This is a genomic window from Roseovarius sp. AK1035, assembly GCF_003288315.1.
Lineage (GTDB): Bacteria > Pseudomonadota > Alphaproteobacteria > Rhodobacterales > Rhodobacteraceae > Roseovarius > Roseovarius mucosus_A.
In genome coordinates this window covers 3,013,934-3,030,782 of record NZ_CP030099.1, presented here as the reverse complement: position 1 = coordinate 3,030,782, position 16,849 = coordinate 3,013,934, and the positions used below count along the sequence as shown (strand labels likewise).

Here is a 16,849-nt window from a genome sequence, read left to right as displayed (position 1 = left end):
CTTGACATCGACCTGCCACAAGGTTCTGTCGGAAAACTGTCAGGCTTGGCGTTTTCCGGCATTCCGGGGCGGGGGCGGATTTGTAACGCTGGCGCGCGAGCAAAAGGCAAAGGCAGGCGAAACGTGACAGACCACGACTATATCATCGTCGGCGCAGGCTCGGCGGGGTCGGTACTGGCCGACCGGCTGAGTGCCAATGGGCGGCACCGTGTGTTGATTCTTGAGGCCGGGGGACGTGGGCGCAGCCCTTGGATCGCCCTGCCCCTGGGCTATGGCAAAACCTTTTTTGACGAGCGTCTGAACTGGAAATACGAGGCCGAACCGGAAGAGGCACTCGATGGGCGGCGCGGTTACTGGCCACGCGGCAAGACGGTGGGCGGATCGGGGGCGATCAACGCGATGGTCTATGCTCGCGGCCTGCCCCACGATTTCGACGATTGGGAGGCGGCGGGTGCCACCGGCTGGGGCTGGAGCACCGTTCGTGCCACCTATGACGCCCTAGAGACGCAGGTCTCGGCCGATGGCACGCGGCGCGGCAGCGGACCGATCACGGTGCAGGATGTCTCGGACCAGATCCACCCGGTCAACCGGCATTACTTTGCCGCGCTCGATGAATTGGGTTTGCCGCGCACTGACGATCTCAACGACCCGAGTGGCGAAGGCGGCACCGTTTACCGCATCAACACTGCGGGCGGATTGCGCAACTCTTCGGCGCGCGCCTGTCTCAAACCCGCGCTGAAACGCCCGAATGTGACGCTGGTCACAGGGGCCTTGGTGGACCGCCTCGAATTTGACGGCAGCCGGGCGGTCGCCGTTCATTACCGTCGCGGCGGGCAAAGCCACGTTGCGCGCGCGGGGCGCGAGATCATCCTGAGTGCGGGTGCCGTTACCTCGCCGCGCCTTTTGCAGCTCTCGGGCATCGGCCCGGCGGAGATGTTGCGCCAGCATGGCATCACGCCATTGCGCGATTGCGCCCATGTGGGCGGCAATCTTCAGGATCATCTTGGAATCAACTATTATTTCCGCGCCACCGAACCGACGCTCAACAACGATCTTGCCCCCTTCATGGGCAAGGTGCGCGCGGCGCTGCGTTTTGCCCTGACGCGACGCGGGCCCCTGTCGCTCTCGGTCAATCAATGTGGTGGTTATTTTCGCTCAAAACCGGGGCAGAACCATCCCGATCAACAGCTCTATTTCAACCCTGTCACCTATACGACCACGCCTGCGGGCACCCGCTCGGTCGTGCGCCCCGATCCGTTTCCGGGGTTCATCATCTCGTTCCAGCCCTCGCGCCCAACCAGCCGAGGCCGCATCGACATCAGCGGCCCCAACCCCGAGGCGCCGCCCCTCATTCAACCCAATTCGCTCGCGACCGAAGAAGACCGCGCGCAGGTGATTGCGGGGGGCCGGCTGTGTCAGCGCATCATGTCCACGGCAGCACTGACCGCCTTGGTCGAAAGTGCCATGTATCAGGACCTGCGGACCATGGACGATGCCACCATTCTGGACGATTTCCGCAAACGCTGCGGCACCGTGTTTCACCCGGTCGGAACCTGCCGTATGGGACGCGATCCGGCGCAGTCCGTGGTCGACCCACAGCTGCGGGTGCATGGGGTCACGGGGCTGCGGGTGGTTGATGCCTCGGTGTTTCCCAATGTCACCTCGGGCAACACCAACGCGCCCACCATGATGCTGGCTTGGCGCGCCGCGGATCTGATCCTTGGGGATGCCTGAGACCCGCTACAAATCAAGGCAGGCGGCGGAAACACCTGATTTTATAGGCGAAAGGCCACGTTCTGCGATTGTCAGCCGACGCGATATTCCCGATACTGCATCCTATCCAAATCAGAAGCAGGCCAGACGGTGACACCAAGAGACCAAGACACGCGCCCTACCGGCCAGAGCACGCCAGAGTTGCAGCGCATCCGCACCGTGGCGCAGATCATCATCGCCTTTGCGGTGGTGCTGTTTCTCTTGGTGCAGGCGCGGTTCTTGCTGATTTCTTTGGCCACGGCGATCATTTTGTTCAGCCTTACCTCGGATGCCATCACCTCGATCGCGCGGGTGCGCCTTGGGCCGGTGCGCGTGCCCAACTGGCTGGCCAGCATCGTAGCGCTCTTGCTGATTTCGGCGGCGTTGCTCAGCCTCTCGGCGGTTATCCTGTCGCAGATCAACACGGTGCTGTCGACCACGCTGGCCTATACCGACCGCGCGCCACAGGCGATATCCGCGATGGTGGCCTGGCTCGGGCCTGATGCCGAAGAGGCGGTATTCAATGCGGTCTCGACCCTTGATGTGGCGGGCTATCTGCGCGCCTTGGCCGGTCAGGCCGGGGGGATCATGCAGGGCACAGTGCTGGTGATCCTTTTTGTTGGCTTTCTTTTTGCCGAGCGGATTTGGTTCACAACCAAACTCGAAAGCCTCTTTGGCGATGCCAAAAAGGCCGAACGGGTGGGCCGCATCATCAGCTCGATCATCCACCGGGTAAATTACTACCTGCTGGTCAAAACGCTGGTCAGTGTCGTGACAGGCCTCATGGTCTATGGCGTGGCGCAGTTTTTCGCGCTCGATCTTGCCGGGGCATTGGGCATCCTGACGTTCGTGCTCAATTATATCCCTTCCATCGGTTCGATTGTGGCCACGGTGCTGGTGGCGCTGGTGGCCTATGTGCAACTGGCGGATGGCACCACGGCGCTGGTGATTTTCCTGATCGTGGGGATCATTCAGTTTATCAATGGCAATATCATTGACCCGATGCTGATGGGCCGCGCGCTGCGCGTCTCCTCGTTTGGCATCATCATCAGCCTTGCGTTCTGGGCGGCGGTCTGGGGAATACCGGGGATGTTTCTGGCCGTGCCGATCATGGTGGCGCTGATGATCGTCTGCAGCCATGTGCCGGGTTTCCGCGCCATCGCCGTCTTGCTGTCGCGGGAAGGGCTGCCAGAAACCGATCAGGATCTTGACGCGCCCAAGCGCAGGCGGGGCTGATCGGCACAGGCCTTTTTCGGAAATCCCGAAACCGGCTTTCAGCCGCTGGAAAAAGCCGATCCTTACATCGGCAAATCCCTTGCCGTTGGCCGCAACGCCCCCCATTCCTTGGGTCAAAGGAGTTGCCACCATGCCGATCACCCCGCTCAAGACCGCCCCCGGAGAGCCGCCGCACACCGCCCATGACGTGGCCGATACCGTCCAGATCATGCTGGCCCGGTTGCGCACAGGCGGCGCACAGGTGGCGCTGGAATATGCACGGCAGCTTGATGGCTGGCAGGGTGGCATCACCGTGACCCACGCCGAGGTTGCCGCCGCCGTATCCCGTGTGCCCGCATCGCTCAAGGCGGATATCCAATGGGCGCATGACAATATCTCGCGCTTTGCCGCCGCACAGCGCGCCACGGCGCAGGACATGGAGATTGAACTGCGCCCCGGCCTGCGCGCCGGGCAACGTCAGATACCCCTTGGGGCGGCGGGCTGTTACGTGCCCGGCGGGCGCTATAGCCATATCGCTTCGGCACTGATGACCATCGCCACCGCGCGCGAGGCGGGCGTGGCTGACATCACCGCCGTCTCGCCCCCCTGCGGCGATCAGGGCATTCCCGATGCCATGCTCTATGCGATGGATCTGGCAGGGGCCACGCGCATCCTGACCATTGGCGGGGTGCAGGGGGTTGCGGCCATGGCCTTTGGCCTCTTTGGCGCACCGCCTGCCGATATTCTGGTCGGACCCGGCAATGCCTATGTCGCCGAGGCCAAGCGCCAACTCTTTGGTCCCATCGGCATTGATATGTTCGCAGGCCCGACCGACAGCCTCATTCTTGCCGATGACACGGCCGATCCCGAAACCGTCGCCGCCGATCTGGTTGGACAGGCGGAGCATGGGGCGAATTCGCCGGTCTGGCTCGCAACCACGCATCGGCCATTGGCCGAGGCCGTGATGGTCCGTGCCCCGGCCCTTATCGCCAGCCTGCCAGAGCCGAACCGCGCCGCCGCCACCGCCGCTTGGCGCGATCTGGCTGAGGTGGTGCTGTGCGATACGCCCGAGGACATGGCGCAATATGCCGATGCCAAAGCGCCCGAACATCTGCATGTGCAGGCGCGCGATCTGCCATGGTGGCGCACACGCTTGCAGGCCTATGGCTCGCTCTTTCTTGGGGAAAACACGACCGTTGCCTTTGGCGACAAGGCGGCAGGCCCCAACCATGTCTTGCCCACCTCTGGGGCTGCGCGCTATACCGGGGGCCTATCGGTGCACAAGTTCCTGAAAACCGTCACCTGGCAAGAGGTAGACGACCGCGCGCTGCCTGATCTTGCGCGCGTGACCGCCAGCCTCAGCCGCGCCGAACGGATGGAGGGGCATGCCCGCAGCGCAGACATCCGCACAGGTCCGATTGACCGCGCGGCAACATCGACAGGATAAGACCGCCAGATGAGAACCGTGGGCATTCTGGGGGGCATGGGCCCCGAAGCGACCGTGCTTTTGATGCAAAAACTGCTGGCCGCCGTGCCCGCGCGTGACGATAGCGATCATATTCCGCTCATCGTGCATCAGAATTCGCAGGTACCCAGCCGGATCAAGGCGCTGATCGAGGGCACCGGCGAAGACCCCGGCCCGGTTCTGGCCCGCATGGCCTGCGATCTACAGGCAGCGGGGGCAGAGGCGCTGGCGATGCCCTGCAACACCGCGCATCACTACGCGCCCGCCGTTGTGGCTGCCACACCCCTGCCCTTTCTCAACATGCTGGATCTGACGGCCCAGTCGCTCGCCCGCCAAGGCGCGCGACGGGTCGGGATGCTGGCCTCACCCGCAACCCGGCTGGCGAATGTTTTTGCCGCGCCCTTCGCCGCCCATGGGCTGACCCCGGTGTTCCTGCCCGATGACAGTGGAATTCTCGCGATCATCCGCGCGGTCAAGGCGGGGGAACCACTGGCAACCCTCAAGCCACAGCTCGCCCAAGAGGCCGAGGCGCTCTTGGCCCATGGGGCCGATCACCTGTTGGTGGCGTGTACGGAACTGTCCTTGATGACAGATGCCCTGCCCGCAACGGCCCCGCATACCGACAGCCTCGATTGCCTCACCCAAGCCATAGCAGACTTTGCAAAGGGCTGAACGCGCTCAATCTTCCAAGTGAAGATAAACCCGGCGGTTGTGGCGGCCTTTCTTTTCGATCTTGCCAAGGCGAAGCCGCCCGATCTCGCCCGTGCGTGCCACATGGGTGCCGCCGCAGGGCTGCAGATCAACCTGATCCGTCCCCTGCCCGATCCGCACCAAACGCACCCGGCCAGACCCCATGGGTGGCGCCACCGACATGGTCTTGACCAGCCCCGGATTGGCGCGCAGCGCGTCATCGGTGATCCACTCTTCGGTCACGGGCAAATCCTGATCCACCAGCTGATTAAGGTAGTCTTCCAGCGTCTCGCGGTCTTCTGGCGCTTCGGGCATGTCGAAATCAAGGCGGCTGCGCGTCTCGGCAACGGCCCCGCCCGAGACCGGCAGCGGGATCACCACCGACAAAAGATGCAGCGCCGTATGCATCCGCATCAGGCGATGCCGCCGGGGCCAGTCAATCGCTTGCCGCAGGGCCGTGCCAATGGGCGGCAAGGCCATAGGTTCTGCCATCACCAGCGCGATCTGTTCCCCCTCGGCCTTGACGGCCGTGGCAATGGGCAGGCTGCGCCCTTGGCACATAAGCCGCCCGCTATCGCCCGGTTGTCCGCCCCCCATGGGATAAAATAGCGTCTGGTCCAGCACGATCCCACCCTCTGGAGTATGCGCCACAACGACGCCGGCCGCCTCGGTTTGATAGGCGTCCAGCCGAAAAAGGGGTGTCGTCATCGCCCGTCACCGTCTCCCTCGCCCTCAACATCGCCCTCTGTCAGGGCGGCGGGGCTTTGGCTCGTCTTGGGTTTGACCGGGGCCTTGGGCTCTTTTGCCTCTGCAGTGGCGTTGCGGAACCACACATCCTGTTGCGGAAAGGGAATTTCGATGCCTTCTTCGGCAAAGCGGCGGGCAATCTCGTGGTTCATGTCTGATTTCACACTGGCCACCCAGTTGACATCGCGCAGGATCGCCCGGATCTCGAAATCAAGCGAACTTGCGCCGAAATTCTGGAACAGCACCGTCGGCGGTGGCTGCATCAGCACCATTGGATGTGCCTCGGCCACGTCGCGCAGGATCTTTTCCACCCGGCGCGTGTCTGTGCCATAGGCCACCCCCACCGGCACAATCACCCGGCCCACGGTATTGCCGCGCGTATAATTCGTGACCGTGCCACTGACAAAATCGGCATTCGGCACGATCACATCCGTGCGGTCAAAGGTCTCGATCCGGGTTGAACGCACCGAGATCGACCGCACATAGCCATGCTGCCCGCCGACCTCGATCCAGTCGCCTTCGGAAATCGGCCGCTCGATCAAAAGGATGATGCCCGACACAAAGTTGGACACGATGTTTTGCAAACCAAACCCGATGCCCACCGACAGCGCACCCGCAACGATGGCCAGTGAACTCAGGTCAATCCCCGCCGCCGTGATCGACACCAACGCCGCAAGGAAAATCCCGACATAGCCCACGCCTGACACGATGGCATTACGCCCGCCCATATCGAGCTTGGTTTTTGGCAGGATCGCATTCTTGAGCGTGCCCTGAATGAGCCGGGTCAGCAGATAGCCAAGGGTAAAGACCACAGCAAGGATCAGAAAGCCGGTGGGCGATAGCGTGATGCCGCCAAAACTGACCCCTTGGGTGAAACTTAGCCACGCCTCTTGCAATTGTGCAGGCCGCGCGCCCCAGATCAGGGCAAAAACCGGCACCGACCCGAGCACGAGGAAAAAGCCCAAAAGCACCGGAAAGAGCGAGTCATCAATGCTCTGCGCGTTGCCACGCAGCATGATATAGACCTCGGACAGCACCCGTTGGACCAGCAGCAGCGCCGCGATCATCATCAACGACAAGAGAGCAGGCAACATCATCGCCTCGGCGGCGGACATATAGCCGATCGCGGACAAAAGCGGCGCAAGCAGCGCCAGCGCCCAGAGGGCACGCGCGAGAATACGCACCAGCTTGCTGCGGAACGTAAGCTCTGTCTCGGGCTCGTTCGCCGCCGCTTTGCTGTGCCGCATCAAGAGCCGCGCAAGCCGCAGCAACAGCAGCGACGCCAGCACCATCAACGGAAAGATCATGACATTGCGGGCCGCTTCGGACCAATCAAACCCATCGGCGAGGTCCTGCACATAGGCAAACCCCGCAACCACCAATCCAAGAGAGCCGCCACTAAGCCGCCCGGTGGCGCGCTCGGACGGGCCAAGCGTGAGCAAGGGCAACTGCCGATCATCGCGGGGAAAGACCCGAAGCGACAACCAACGCGCCAGCAGAAGGATAAAGGCCGCCGCGGGCAGCGACTCGAGCACAAGGTTTCCCTTGGATCCCAAAATCCCGGTCAGAACGCCCGCCACGACAATGGAAATCACCCCAAGATAGGGCAACAACCATTCGCCAAACGAAATTGCAAAAGCCGCAAGACGGCGTCCGGCGGTCGGGGTGTCGCCCAAAACGCGCGCCGCCAGACGCATTGTCCAAACCCGGCCCCGCGTCATCAGCAAAAGGCCGATAAGACCCAGAGCAATCACCCCCGGCAGGTTGCCCTGAAAGCGCGTGCGCCGAAAGCTGCTTTGCCAATTGGTCGCCGTCTCGGCCCGGACGGTATCCACCGCGCGGTACAGTTCCTTGACCGCTGTCGGCCAATGCAGCGGATTGACCGGCGATGGCCCAAGCCGCAACAGCGCTTGGGTCTGCCGGTCACGGATCGCCCCATCTATATTCGTGACCAGCCCATCGGCGCGACTGCGCGCCAGATCGGCCAGCTTCACCGGTGCTTCTAACCGGGCCAGACGCCGGTTAAGTTCCGCACGCTGCGCTGCGATGTCCTCGGCTTCTTCGCCGGTCTCGGGCACAGGCCCCAAAGCGGCGATTTGATCGCGCACAGTTCGGATCGCAGTGGAATTCAAGCCCTGCATCTCAACAAACTGTTGCCGCCAACCGTTGATCTGGGCGCGCATGTTTTCCAGTTGCCCGGTGGAGGCCTCGCCGTTGGCAAGCATCTCGTCGGCATCGGCCGCAAGTTCCTCCCACGTCACATAATCGACCGCGTCAGGCGTATGCTGCCCCTGCGCAAGCGCGGTATCGGGCACAGCAACTGCCGCGCCCAACGCCAGACAGAGGACTAGGCAAAGCAGCCGCAGCATTCTTGTCACCCCGCGAAAACCCCCGGAATCGAGCGCGGAGCCTGATCCAGCCAATCTGGCGTCGGCAGGTTGTTGGCGCGCAGGAATTCGGGATTGAAAAGTTTGGACTGATAGCGTGTTCCGTAATCGCACAGGATCGTCACGATGGTATGGCCCGGCCCCATGTCGCGGGCCATCTGCATAGCGCCAGCGATATTCACACCGGTCGAGGCCCCCATGCACAGCCCCTCATGCTGAAGCAGGTCAAAGACAATCGGCAACGCTTCGGCATCGGGCACCTGACAGGCGAAATCTGGCATGAAGCCTTCAAGATTGGCCGTGATGCGCACCTGCCCGATCCCCTCGGCAATCGACGAGCCTTCGCTCTCCAACTCGCCTTTGGTATACCAAGAAAAAAGCTTTGCGCCCATCGGATCGGCAATACCCACCTTGACGCCCTTGGGTTGCAGCGCCATGCCGACCCCGGCCAAGGTGCCACCCGACCCCACCGCGCAGATGAAGCCATCAACCTTGCCGCCGGTTTGCTCCCAAATCTCGGGGCCGGTTGTTTCGATATGGGCCTGACGGTTGGCGACATTGTCGAACTGATTGGCCCAGATCACACCGTTAGGTTCGGTTTTCGCAAGCTCAGCGGCCAATCTCTCCGAGTATCGGACAAAATTGTTCGGATTTGAATAGGGCGCTGCGGGAACTTGAACCAAATCGGCACCGGCCAGACGCAGCATATCCTTCTTTTCTTGGCTTTGGGTTTCGGGGATGACGATCACCGTCTTGAACCCGAGAGAGGCCCCGACCAGCGCAAGGCCGATGCCGGTATTGCCTGCCGTCCCCTCGACAATCGTACCGCCGGGTTTCAAATCACCGCGCGCGATGGCGTCGCGGATGATAAAAAGCGCGGCACGATCCTTGACCGATTGACCGGGGTTGAGAAACTCGCATTTACCCAAGATGTCACAGCCAGTTTCCTCACTGGCGCGGCGCAAACGAATGAGCGGGGTATTCCCGACAGCGGCAGCCAAATCCTGTGCAATGCGCATCTTTCATGCTCCTGTAGGCAAAGTGTTCCCTTGGGTTTAGGCGCTTGGAGAACGGAACTCAAGCGGATGCACGCAGCCGTGCGCGTTCACGCTCAAGCCATAGAAGGCAGAGGATGAGCGGCCCATTATTGGCCTCTCCACTTTGCACAAGCGCCATTGCCTGCGCGAAATCAATCACATGCGTGCGAATATCCTCATGCTCTGTGGCCAGACCGCCGCGCCCCTGTTCCAGATCAGGCAGGTCGCAAATCCCCAGAAAGAGGTGAAAGAATTCGGTCGAATATCCCGGCGTGCAATAGTGCTGGGAAATCTTCTCGAGCGCGCGCAGCGTCAGCCCCGCCTCTTCCAGACATTCGCGGTGCGCGGCGTGTTCGGGGCTCTCGCCGCCGTCAATCCGCCCGGCGACCGGCTCTAGCATCCACGGGCGCGGATCGCCGCGCCCATAGGGCCCCATGCGGAACTGCTCTACCAAAAGCACCCGGTCGCGCACCGGATCATAGGGCAGCACAAGGGCGGCATCCGTGGCGACAAACACTTCACGCCGCAAGGTATCGCTTGGCGTGCCATCAAAACGGGGATGCCGCAACGTATAGGCGCGGCCAAGGAAGAACCCCGCATGGGTGATCTCGCAGGCGATCTCTTGCACGGTCGCAGCCTCGGTCGCACTGCGCACATCGGCGGGCGCAGGCGTCTGCGCCGCCACCCGGCCCGATGCGCGCGACAAGATCATGGGCAGGCCCGCGCACAGGTCTTGCGCGGCAATACGGCCCCTCAAGCTGAGTATCTCTTGAACTGCATAGCGCAGGATCGGCGCGGCGCGGCGCGACCAGTCTTGGCCATCCCAGTCCATGGGCCCCGGCCGACCAGGAAAGACACGCGCAGCGACGGGGCGGCCGTCTTGACTGACGGTAATGACATCCGAACGCCCCAAGCCAAGCGCCTCGGCGATGAAGGTCACCAACTCCACTGTGTGGGGCTCTGACACCAACCACCCGTCTACGGCCCCTAGCCCCCGGCGCAGTCCCGCCAAAGGCAGGGGCGCGTCATCACAGCAAATCTGCACGCCCTCGGCGCGCGCCTCAGCCGCAACAAGGCCCGGCAAGGCTGCCTGCAAAACGGTGATGTCAGCCAAGGGACCGTACAGAAAGACCGGTGTCACGACCACCGATGCGAGACCCATTCCGAAACGAGGCCCACCACGATCCCGCCGGTGACCAGTGCGCCGATCAATGGCCCGTTGATCATAGTCATGCCATAGTCAACCATCAAGTCGAACATCGCGGTCAGGCCCTTGATCACCCCGTCATAGCGGTTATCAAGCGCACGTTTGAGCATCTCATTCAGGCTCTGAAGAAAGAGCGCCCAAAACACCAGTGCGGCGACGCCGGTCAATCCGGCGCTGAACCCTTCGGCATAGCCATAACCCAGCCGCCTGCCCGTCACGCGCCAGCCGCAAATCGCGCCAAGAACAACATTGACCACGTTGAACCAGCCGAAATTGGTGTCTTCTGGCATAAGCGGGCGAAAGAGCTCTGATCCAAACCATCCCACAATGCTAAGTCCGATCGCCGCGACCAGCCGCGCGGCGGTGGGCATTTGATCTGTAACGGGCATCTATCCAGGCCTTGCGATGGTGATCTGCGTCACATCGCAACTACCCCCTTTGAAGGCCCCCGCGCAAGAGGTCAGATAGAAATTCCACATCCGGCGGAACCGGTCATCAAAGCCCATATCGGCGATTTCGTCCCACTTGTCGTTGAACGCCTGATGCCAGCGGCGCAGGGTTTGGCTATAGCTTTCGCCAAATTCGATAGACCGCGCAACACTCAGCCCCGCGCGCTCGATCTCGGCGCGCAACGCGGTGGGGCTGGGGAGCATACCGCCCGGAAAGATGTATTTCTGGATGAAATCCACATCGGTACGATAGCTTTCCCACCGCCGGTCCTCGACTGTGATGATCTGCAGCGTGGCCAGCGCACCGGGATTAAGCCGCTCGCGCAGACTGTTGAAAAACACCGGCCAATAGCGCTCGCCTACGGCCTCGAACATCTCGATGCTGGCGATGCCATCATAAGTGCCGCGCTCGTCGCGGTAATCCTGCAACTTGAGCGTGACCCGATCAGACAGCCCGGCGCGCGCGATCCGGTCCTGCGCATATTTCAACTGTTCCGCGCTGATCGTGAGGCCCGTCACGCGCAACCCCCGCTCTTTGGCGGCGTATTCGGCAAAGCCTCCCCAACCACAGCCGATTTCCAGCACGTGATCGCCGGGCTTCACCCCCATCTGATCCACCATGCTGGCATATTTGGCGATCTGCGCCTGTTCCAGACTGTTCTGACCGGGCTGAAAAATCGCACTGGAATAGGTCATCGTTTCGTCCAGCCAGAGGCTGTAAAACGCATTGCCCAGATCATAGTGGTAGCTGATGTTGCGCTTGGCTTGGGTCTTGGAATTCCGTTTGAACCAAAAGCGGATGCGCTCGTAAATCTGCGCCAGCCTTTGACCGGGATAGCCGTTGTAAATACCGTCATTGTCGTCGTTGAGAAGGTCCATAAAGGATTGAAGGTCCGGCGTGGACCAGTCCCCATCCAGATACGCCTCGCAAAAGCCCAGATAGCCCTCGCGCACCAGCCGCGCAAACACCTCGGTGTCGTGGATTTCCAGCACCGCGACCGGGCCGGGGCGCGGCCCTTCGGCGCGGAACACACGGCCATCGGGCAGGCGAATATCAAGCCGTCCGGCGTCGATATTGCGCGCCACGCCAAAGCAACGGCTGAAATAGCGCGGCAGGCCCGTCTGGCCGGTGGTGTCGGTCAGGATCATACGTTCGGTCCCTTTTTCCTTTTGCGGCGCGTCAATCGCCGATCTTGCGGTCAGTATGGTCATGTTTCAAAACTCCCGCGCTTCATAGGCGTTGAGCGCTCTTTGCCGCCCCTGTGACAAATCAACAATCCGCCCCGGATAAAGCATCGACGGATCAAGCTGCCAGGCGCGCGGCACCGCCTTGAAATAATCCAAGGCCGTGGCGGGTGGGGTGCGCTGCCCCTCGGCGATCCAGCGCCGGGTATAGGCCCCGCCACGGTCGAACTTGTCCAACTGTGTCTCGGGATTGAACACCCGGAAATACGGCGCTGCGTCGGGCCCACAGCCCGCCGCCCATTGCCAGCCCATCGCATTCGAGGCCGGATCCCAATCGGTCAGACATTCGGCGAACCAGTCCAAGCCAATCTTCCAATGGGTCATCAGATGCTTGGTGAGGTATGAGGCCACGATCATCCGCGCGCGGTTGTGCATCTTGCCGGTCACATACATCTCGCGCATGGCGGCATCGACAAAGGGTTCGCCGGTGCGGCCCTGTTTCCACGCGATGACCTCGGGATGATCCGCATCGGTGGACCATGGAAAGGCATCCCAATCGGTCCGCCAATTGCCGCTCAGAATATGGGGCGTGTGATACATGAGGTGATAGGCAAACTCGCGCCAGACCAGTTCCTTGAGCCATGTCTCTGCGCCTTTGGCCCCGCCATGCAAGGCCCGCTGCCCCGCATGCCAGCACTGGCGCGGCGAGATTTCCCCATAGGTCAGGTTTTCCGACAGCGCAGAAGTTGCATCGACCGCCGGAAAATTCCGGGCGTCCTGATACTCTGCAATCGCCCCATCGGCAAAGGCATGCAACCGCTCCATCGCCGCGGCCTCGCCCACCCGCTGATAGGGCAAGCACACGTCGGCCCCCCGATACATGGCGGCCCCCATCTGCCAATCATCCAGACTGTCAGAGGCGGGCCAAACCTTGGGGGCCGGGATTTGCCCGGGCGCTGTCAGCGGCACCGCCACATCGCGATCCTTCACCGCGCGCCACATTGGGCTGTAAACGCGGTAAAAGCCGCCGGTCTTGGTCTCAACCGTCCAAGGCTCGAACATCACATGGCCCGGGTGGCTTTGTGCGTCCACCCCTGCCTCACGCAGCGCGGATTTAACCGCCTTGTCGCGCGCGATGGACTGCGGATCATAAAGCCGCGACCAGTGCACCGCCCCTGCCCCGGTTTCAGCCACCAGCGCACGCAGCACATCCAGCGCCGCGCCCCGGCGCAGGATCAAGCGGCTGCCGCACGCCGCCAGATCACGCGCAAGCGACGCCAGCGACAGGCCCAGACGCCATTTTGGTGCAGCGCCCAGAGCTTCGACGCTCTCATCATGGATGAAAACAGGAATAACCGCGCCGCCGCCTGCAAGCGCTGCGCAGAGTGCCGGGTGATCGGCCAGACGCAAATCGCGCCGTAGCCATACAATTGATGGTGCTATATCCGTCATCCCCTGCCCCGGTCTTTGATTGCAATACGGGCCGGGGACGCGGGCGGATCAAAGAATATCATCAAGGGCGGTTAAGAGTTTGTCGACCTCGGTGCGGGTCGTGTAATGCACAAAACTCAGACGCAGCACGCCGCGCTCTGGGTCAACGCCCATCGCCGTCAGGGGCCGCACCGCGTAGAAATCGCCGCCTCCCGCCATGATCCCATGCTGCGCCAGTTGCGCCGCCGCCTCGGCCCCCGGCCGATTTAGCGCAACAGCCACGGTCGGCGCTTTTTGTTCAGCCTCGACCGGGCCGATCAGCCGCGCAGAATTGCGATCCTTGAGGAAATCCAAGAGCGGCTGCAAAAGTGCTGTTTCATGCCCGCGCATCAGGTCATGCACCCCGACCGCCCGCGTCACGGCATCGCCCGTGATCCCGTGATGCGCCGCCAGATCGTCGATATAATCCGCCATACCGGCGCTTGCCGCGACCTGTGCATGATCCGGGCCCGCTGGCGTGAACCGTTTATAGAGTGTGCCCGCGTTGAAATAATGCGCCTGATTGGGCAAGAGATTGCCCAATTCCCGCCGGATCACCATGATCCCCTGATGCGGCCCATAGGTTTTATAGGCCGAAAAAAGGTAAATATCCGGCCCCATCCCCCCCACATCCGGCAGGCCATGCGGCGCATAGCTAACCCCATCGACACAGACAAAGGCCCCGGCGGCATGCGCCAGCGCCGTAATCTCGACCACCGGGTTGATCGCCCCCACAACGTTGGAGCAATGCGGAAAACACACCAGCCGTACCCGGTCATCCAGCAGATTTTCAAGATCGGCCGGATCAAGCAAACCGCTCTCGGGGTTGATTTTCCACTCACGCACTTCGAATCCTGCGTCCGCCAACCGCCGCCACGGCCCGGAATTGGCCTCGTGATCCTGATTGGTGACGATGATCGCATCGCCCGGTTCCATCCACTGCCGGAATGCTTGCGCCAGAACATAGGTGTTCTGCGTGGTCGAGGGGCCAAAGCTTAGCTCATCCGTGGCCACCCCCATCATCGCCGCCAGTCGCGCCCGCGCCTCGTCCATCTCGGCCCCGGCCAATTGGCTCGCCTCATAGGGCGCGTAGGGCTGCACCTTGCGTTGCCGATAATACCGCTCCAGCCGCGCAATCACCGGGCCGCAGGTATAAGAGCCACCGGCATTCTCAAAAAACGCTTGTCCCTCAAGGCTTGGCTCGGCAAAGGCCGGAAATTGCGCACGCACGAAATCTGTATCGAGTGTCATCACTGTCCCCATTGTCCCTTTTTGCGGCCACAAAACAGCAAAGCCCCCCGGCGCGCAAGCGCCGGAGGGCCTTGGACCGCATGACCATGGGTCGCTCAGAGGATCTTTCGCTCGCTCTGCAAGCCGCGAAAGATCGCCCAGCACATCACCAACAGCACCAATGTAAACGGCAGGCCGGTTGAAATCACCGCCGATTGCAGCGCTGTCAGGCCCCCGCCGATCAAGAGAACAATCGCGACGGCCCCCTCAAAGATGCACCAGAACACCCGCTGTGGCACGGGCGCGTCAACCTTGCCGCCCGCCGTGATCGTGTCGATCACAAGACTTCCAGAATCCGATGAGGTGACAAAGAACACCACCACAAGAACAATCCCGATGGTCGAGGTGATCGTCGCCAAGGGCAAAGGATCAAGCATCTGGAAGAGTTTAAGCTCCAGAGGGGCATTTTGTGCCGCCTCGTAGCCCCCGGCAATCACCTGATTAAGCGCGGTGCCGCCAAAAACACTCATCCACAGGACACAGACCAGCGACGGAATGAGCAATACGCAGATCACGAATTCCCGCACCGTGCGGCCCCGGCTGACACGCGCAATGAACATGCCCACAAAGGGCGACCAGCTGATCCACCACGCCCAATAGAACGCCGTCCAGCCCTGCATGAAATTGGTGTCTTCGCGCCCAAAGGGATTGGACAGCGCGACAAGGTTTTGCAGATAGGCCCAAAGGCTGTCGAAAAAGAACGTCAGCAGGAAAATCGGGCCACCCACAAAGAACACGAACAGCAGCAACAGCGCCGCCAAGCCCATGTTGATCTCGGACAGCACCTTGACCCCGCCATCAAGGCCACGCACCACCGAGACTAGGGCAATCGCCGTGATGCCTGAAATCAGCAAGACCAAAAGAAGGCTCGAATTTTCAACGCTACTTTCTTCGGTATTGCCATAGGAAATTCCCAGGAATGCGCGCGTGCCCTCTGCTGCGTCGCCCGACCCATAGAGAAAGGTCAGCCCCGACGCCGCCTGCTCTGCCCCAAAGCCCAGCGAGGTGGCCAGACCAAAGAGCGTGGCAAAGACTGCCAGCGTGTCGATCACATGGCCCCACCAGCCCCAGACCCGCTCGCCCAGGATCGGATAAAAGGCCGAGCGCAGTGTGAGCGGCAGACCCTTGTTATAGCTGAAAAGCGCCAGTGCCAGTGCCACCACCGCGTAAATCGCCCAAGGATGCAGACCCCAGTGAAAAATGGTGGCCGCCATGCCAAGGCGTGATGCCGCCTCGGGATCACCGCCAGCCGCCCCAAGCGGGGCCCAATCGCTGCGCGCACCGTCCTCCATCGCCGTGCCACCCAAGGCGCTGGAAAAATGGCTCATCGGCTCTGACACGCCAAAGAACATCAGGCCAATGCCCATTCCGGCCGCAAAAAGCATCGCGAACCAGCCCAGATAGCTGTAATCCGGCGTCGCCTCATCCCCGCCCAGCCGCACGCGACCATAGGGGCTGACGATCAGGAAAAGGCAGAAGATCACGAAGACATTGGCGGCACTCAAAAAGAACCAGTCAAACCCTTGGGTAACTGACGCAAACAGCCAGTCAAACACCGATGCCGCATGACCGGGCAGCGCCAGCGCGTAGAACACAAAGATCACAATGCTAAGGCCCGAGATAAAAAACACCGGGTTGTGAATATCGAGACCAAAAGGCCCCACCTGTGGTTGCACATTGTCCTGCCCGATCTCGTACACTGTCTCGATCAGGTCCGACTGCCCTTCGGGCGCGGGTATGCCTTGATTGGTTGTTTCGTCGGCCATCTGGCCCCCTTTTCTTGTTTTTCTGCTGCCCGTTGCGCCCGTCGCAGGGGACAAAGGCGACGCACCAGTGCGGCACGTGGCAGCGCTTCGAGGTCTCGCGCACGAAAGAAGCAGACACGTTGTCCGCAGGCGCACCGGGCCTTGCATGCCCGGATCGTCACAACCTTTTAGCAAGAAACCGCCCAAAAC

At 61.8% G+C, this 16,849-nt stretch carries 13 protein-coding genes; 4 read left to right on the top strand and 9 right to left on the bottom strand.

What is annotated here, in order from left to right:
- Positions 1-123: 123 nt before the first annotated feature.
- The 4 genes from RAK1035_RS14435 (at position 124) to RAK1035_RS14420 (ending at position 5,104) form a co-directional block, all read left to right on the top strand.
- Complete coding sequence (locus RAK1035_RS14435) at positions 124-1,734, top strand: GMC family oxidoreductase (protein WP_037297701.1); 1,611 nt, start codon at positions 124-126, stop codon at positions 1,732-1,734.
- 198 nt (positions 1,735-1,932) lie between these two features.
- Positions 1,933-2,988, top strand: coding sequence for an AI-2E family transporter (locus tag RAK1035_RS14430; RefSeq protein WP_008280846.1), 1,056 nt, complete (start codon positions 1,933-1,935; stop codon positions 2,986-2,988).
- A 130-nt stretch (positions 2,989-3,118) separates the two neighbouring features.
- Positions 3,119-4,414, top strand: coding sequence for a histidinol dehydrogenase (gene hisD, locus RAK1035_RS14425; protein WP_008280845.1), 1,296 nt, complete (start codon positions 3,119-3,121; stop codon positions 4,412-4,414).
- Between the two features lie 9 nt (positions 4,415-4,423).
- The gene (locus tag RAK1035_RS14420; protein WP_008280844.1) at positions 4,424-5,104 is read left to right on the top strand and encodes an aspartate/glutamate racemase family protein; all 681 of its coding nucleotides are present in this window, start codon (positions 4,424-4,426) and stop codon (positions 5,102-5,104) included.
- Between the two features lie 6 nt (positions 5,105-5,110).
- Here the strand turns inward: RAK1035_RS14420 and RAK1035_RS14415 are convergent, their stop codons facing one another.
- The 9 genes from RAK1035_RS14415 to RAK1035_RS14375 form a co-directional block, all read right to left on the bottom strand.
- Positions 5,111-5,830 carry an alanyl-tRNA editing protein gene (locus RAK1035_RS14415; RefSeq protein WP_008280843.1) on the bottom strand — a complete coding sequence of 240 codons (720 nt, stop codon included), beginning with the start codon at positions 5,828-5,830 and terminating at the stop codon, positions 5,111-5,113.
- Positions 5,827-8,238: a DUF3772 domain-containing protein gene (locus tag RAK1035_RS14410; protein ID WP_008280842.1), complete on the bottom strand. Its 2,412-nt coding sequence runs from the start codon at positions 8,236-8,238 to the stop codon at positions 5,827-5,829. Before RAK1035_RS14410 ends, RAK1035_RS14415 begins: the two co-directional genes overlap by 4 nt.
- 5 nt (positions 8,239-8,243) lie before the next feature.
- Positions 8,244-9,275, bottom strand: coding sequence for a cysteine synthase A (locus RAK1035_RS14405; RefSeq protein WP_008280841.1), 1,032 nt, complete (start codon positions 9,273-9,275; stop codon positions 8,244-8,246).
- Positions 9,276-9,333: 58 nt separating this feature from the next.
- Positions 9,334-10,455: an NUDIX domain-containing protein gene (locus RAK1035_RS14400; RefSeq protein ID WP_008280840.1), complete on the bottom strand. Its 1,122-nt coding sequence runs from the start codon at positions 10,453-10,455 to the stop codon at positions 9,334-9,336.
- A complete protein-coding gene (locus RAK1035_RS14395) occupies positions 10,431-10,889 on the bottom strand; it encodes a TrgA family protein (RefSeq protein ID WP_008280839.1) in 459 nt (152 codons plus the stop codon). The genes RAK1035_RS14400 and RAK1035_RS14395 overlap by 25 nt, the downstream gene beginning before the upstream one ends.
- Positions 10,890-12,098, bottom strand: a complete 1,209-nt coding sequence (locus RAK1035_RS14390; RefSeq protein WP_037297598.1) for an SAM-dependent methyltransferase — start codon at positions 12,096-12,098, stop codon at positions 10,890-10,892.
- 66 nt (positions 12,099-12,164) lie between these two features.
- On the bottom strand, positions 12,165-13,586 hold the full coding sequence (locus RAK1035_RS14385; RefSeq protein ID WP_008280836.1) for a cryptochrome/photolyase family protein: 1,422 nt from the start codon (positions 13,584-13,586) through the stop codon (positions 12,165-12,167).
- A 48-nt stretch (positions 13,587-13,634) separates the two neighbouring features.
- On the bottom strand, positions 13,635-14,855 hold the full coding sequence (locus tag RAK1035_RS14380; RefSeq protein ID WP_008280835.1) for an aminotransferase class V-fold PLP-dependent enzyme: 1,221 nt from the start codon (positions 14,853-14,855) through the stop codon (positions 13,635-13,637).
- Between the two features lie 95 nt (positions 14,856-14,950).
- Positions 14,951-16,660: a BCCT family transporter gene (locus RAK1035_RS14375; protein WP_008280834.1), complete on the bottom strand. Its 1,710-nt coding sequence runs from the start codon at positions 16,658-16,660 to the stop codon at positions 14,951-14,953.
- Positions 16,661-16,849 lie beyond the last annotated feature (189 nt).